The following is a 2414-nucleotide window of genomic DNA, read 5'->3' as shown; positions in this document are numbered from 1 at the left end:
GCACTTTGGCATGTCCAAAGAAGGCACGGTGGCCCGCCAGTTCATGCTGGGTGTGGTTCAAACGGCCGACGGCATGCCGATCTACCACGAGGTATTTGACGGCAACACGTCAGAAGCGCCCACCCTTTTGCCAACGGTGCGCAAGGTGCTGGCGCGTTACCCGCACATCCGCCGCTTGGTGATGGTGGCTGACCGGGGCTTGCTGTCTGTCGACAACCTGGCCGATCTGAGCGCCATCAGTCTGCCTGATGGGCAGCCGCTGGAGTTCATCTTGGCAGTGCCAGGGCGCCGCTACGGGGAGTTTGCTGATCTGATGCAGCCCTTGCACGTCGCCGCTGCGCCCGAGGGCGAGACGGTGGCCGAAACCACTTGGGAAGGACTGCGGTTGGTCGTGGCACACAACCCGCAACGGGCTCAGGAACAAACAGACAAACGTACAGCGCGCATTGCGGCGTTAGAAGCCCGGGCCAGAGACTTGGCCAACAAACTCGATGGACAAGACGCCGGGCAAAAAAAGCGCGGACGCAAGCTCAGCGACTCGGGGGCCAAAGCACGTTTCTTTCAAGAGGTGGCCGAGGCCCATTTGTCCAAAATCATCAAGGTCGACCTCAAGTCCGATTTGTTCGCGTACGACATTGACGCCAAGGCATTGGCCCGCGCCCAGATGATGGACGGCAAGTTGCTGCTAGTGTAGTGTTGCATTCTGTTTGGAACTTAAGCGCTTGTTGGCACGAATGACCTTTTGCAAGATGTCGCGAGCGCTTTTTGTCCAGATGAAGGGCTTAGGATTTTTGTTGTGATGTGCGATGTAAGCATCAATGGTGTCGATTAGTTCCGGCACGCTGGTGAATACGCCACGACGCAATTGCTCGGTCGTAATGTCACGGAAGAAGCGCTCCACCATGTTCAGCCACGATGCCGAGGTCGGGGTGAAGTGCATTGTGATGCGCGGGTGCTTGGCCAGCCACTCTTGAACAACTGGATGTTTGTGGGTCGCGTAGTTATCGGCGATCAGATGCAACGCCTTGTCTTTGGGCGTTTCACGGTCAATCTTCTTGAGGAACTTGAGCCACTCCACATGCGTATGACGTTGCTGGCAGGTGCTGATGACGGTGCCATCGAGCGTACTCATGGCGGCAAACAATGTCGTGGTGCCATTGCGCTTGTAGTCGTGCGTCATCGTTTGTGCTCGCCCCTTTTTGAGGGGCAATCCCGGCTGGGTACGATCCAATGCTTGGACTTGGCTCTTCTCGTCGCAGCACAACACCAGCGCGTGCTCCGGTGGCGACATGTACAGGCCAACGATATCTTCCAGCTTGTCGATGAACTTGGGGTCACGCGAAACCTTGAAGCCACGCACCAGATGCGGCTTGAGGCCATTGGCCCTCCAGTGGCGCGACACGCTGGCGGCACTCACGCCCAACTCTTGGGCCATGGTGCGCGTACTCCACTGCGTGGCCGCTTGCGGCGTGCTTTGCGTTGTCAGCTCAACCAACTTGGCTACATCCACTTTCACGGGCGGTGCCCCGCGCGGCAAGTCGCGCTCGATGCCCGCCAAACGATCAATTGCGTACCGCTCGCGCCAACGTGCCACTTGCAAGCGCCCGATGCCTAACTCAGCAGCAATAGCGATTGTTTGCTTGCCAAGATCTGCCAACAGCACGATTTGCGCACGCTGAGCCAAGCGAACGCTGGTTCGTTTCGAGCGAACCAGTTTCGTAAGCGTCCGGTGAACCCATCTTGAGATTCAAATGCCATCCCGGCAACATCCTGGCCACACAACAACAACGTGGACACGATGATGAATCAAGACACTCCTACCCCTTCAACGCCTTCGCGCACGCGTCGCATCTACAGCACTCAGTTCAAGTCTGAATTGGTGGCTGTCACTTCTCGGCATAAAGGAACCAGCTGTTTTCGGCATATAGGAGCCAGCTGCAAGCGCTCAAACTGACATCTTTCGGGTTTGGATTTTGCCCTTATTTGGCGTCTTTTTGTGGGTTTGAATTCTTGCTTTTTGTCACCGCCGTGGTCGGCATTTGGCGCGGCGTCCGATTTGGCGCGGCGTCCGGTACGACTGCCCATCCAGCGTCAAGCAGTAAGCGTTGTGCCTGAGCCGGTCCAACGTGGCCGAGGCCAGCAGCGGGTTGCTAGGGAAGGCCTGATCCCACTCACTGAAGTCCAGATTGCTGGTGATGATGGTCGCCGTGCGCTCGTAGCGCTCGGCAATCAGCTCGTGCAAGTCCTCATCCGCTGGTGACCTCAGGGGCTTGAGTCCAAAGTCATCAATGATCAGCACCGGGATGCGGCTGAGCGATTGCAGTTTGCGCTCATAGGCGTTGGTCGCCCGCGCCGCGTGCAGCGTCTGCGTCAGGGCCGAGCAACTGGTGAACAGCAGATCGGAAGAGCACACG

2 protein-coding genes and 1 pseudogene are annotated in these 2414 nt (G+C 57.8%); 1 reads left to right on the top strand and 2 read right to left on the bottom strand.

Annotation, left to right across the window (positions count from 1 at the left end; genetic code table 11):
• Positions 1–691, top strand: a pseudogene (locus tag AMM41_RS21485) (IS1634 family transposase); the annotation flags it as partial.
• Here AMM41_RS21485 and AMM41_RS21480 read toward each other — a convergent pair.
• Positions 686–1747, bottom strand: coding sequence for an IS630 family transposase (locus AMM41_RS21480; RefSeq protein WP_228769402.1), 1062 nt, complete (start codon positions 1745–1747; stop codon positions 686–688). The pseudogene AMM41_RS21485 and the gene AMM41_RS21480 overlap by 6 nt on opposite strands.
• 273 nt (positions 1748–2020) lie before the next feature.
• Positions 2021–2414, bottom strand: a 394-nt coding sequence (locus AMM41_RS21475; protein ID WP_194944945.1) for an ATP-binding protein, incomplete at its 5' end; no start/stop codon positions are given.

It is taken from the genome of Limnohabitans sp. 2KL-3 (assembly GCF_001269405.1).
Taxonomy (GTDB): Bacteria; Pseudomonadota; Gammaproteobacteria; order Burkholderiales; family Burkholderiaceae_C; genus Limnohabitans_A.
This window is presented reverse-complemented; position numbering and strand designations above follow the sequence as displayed.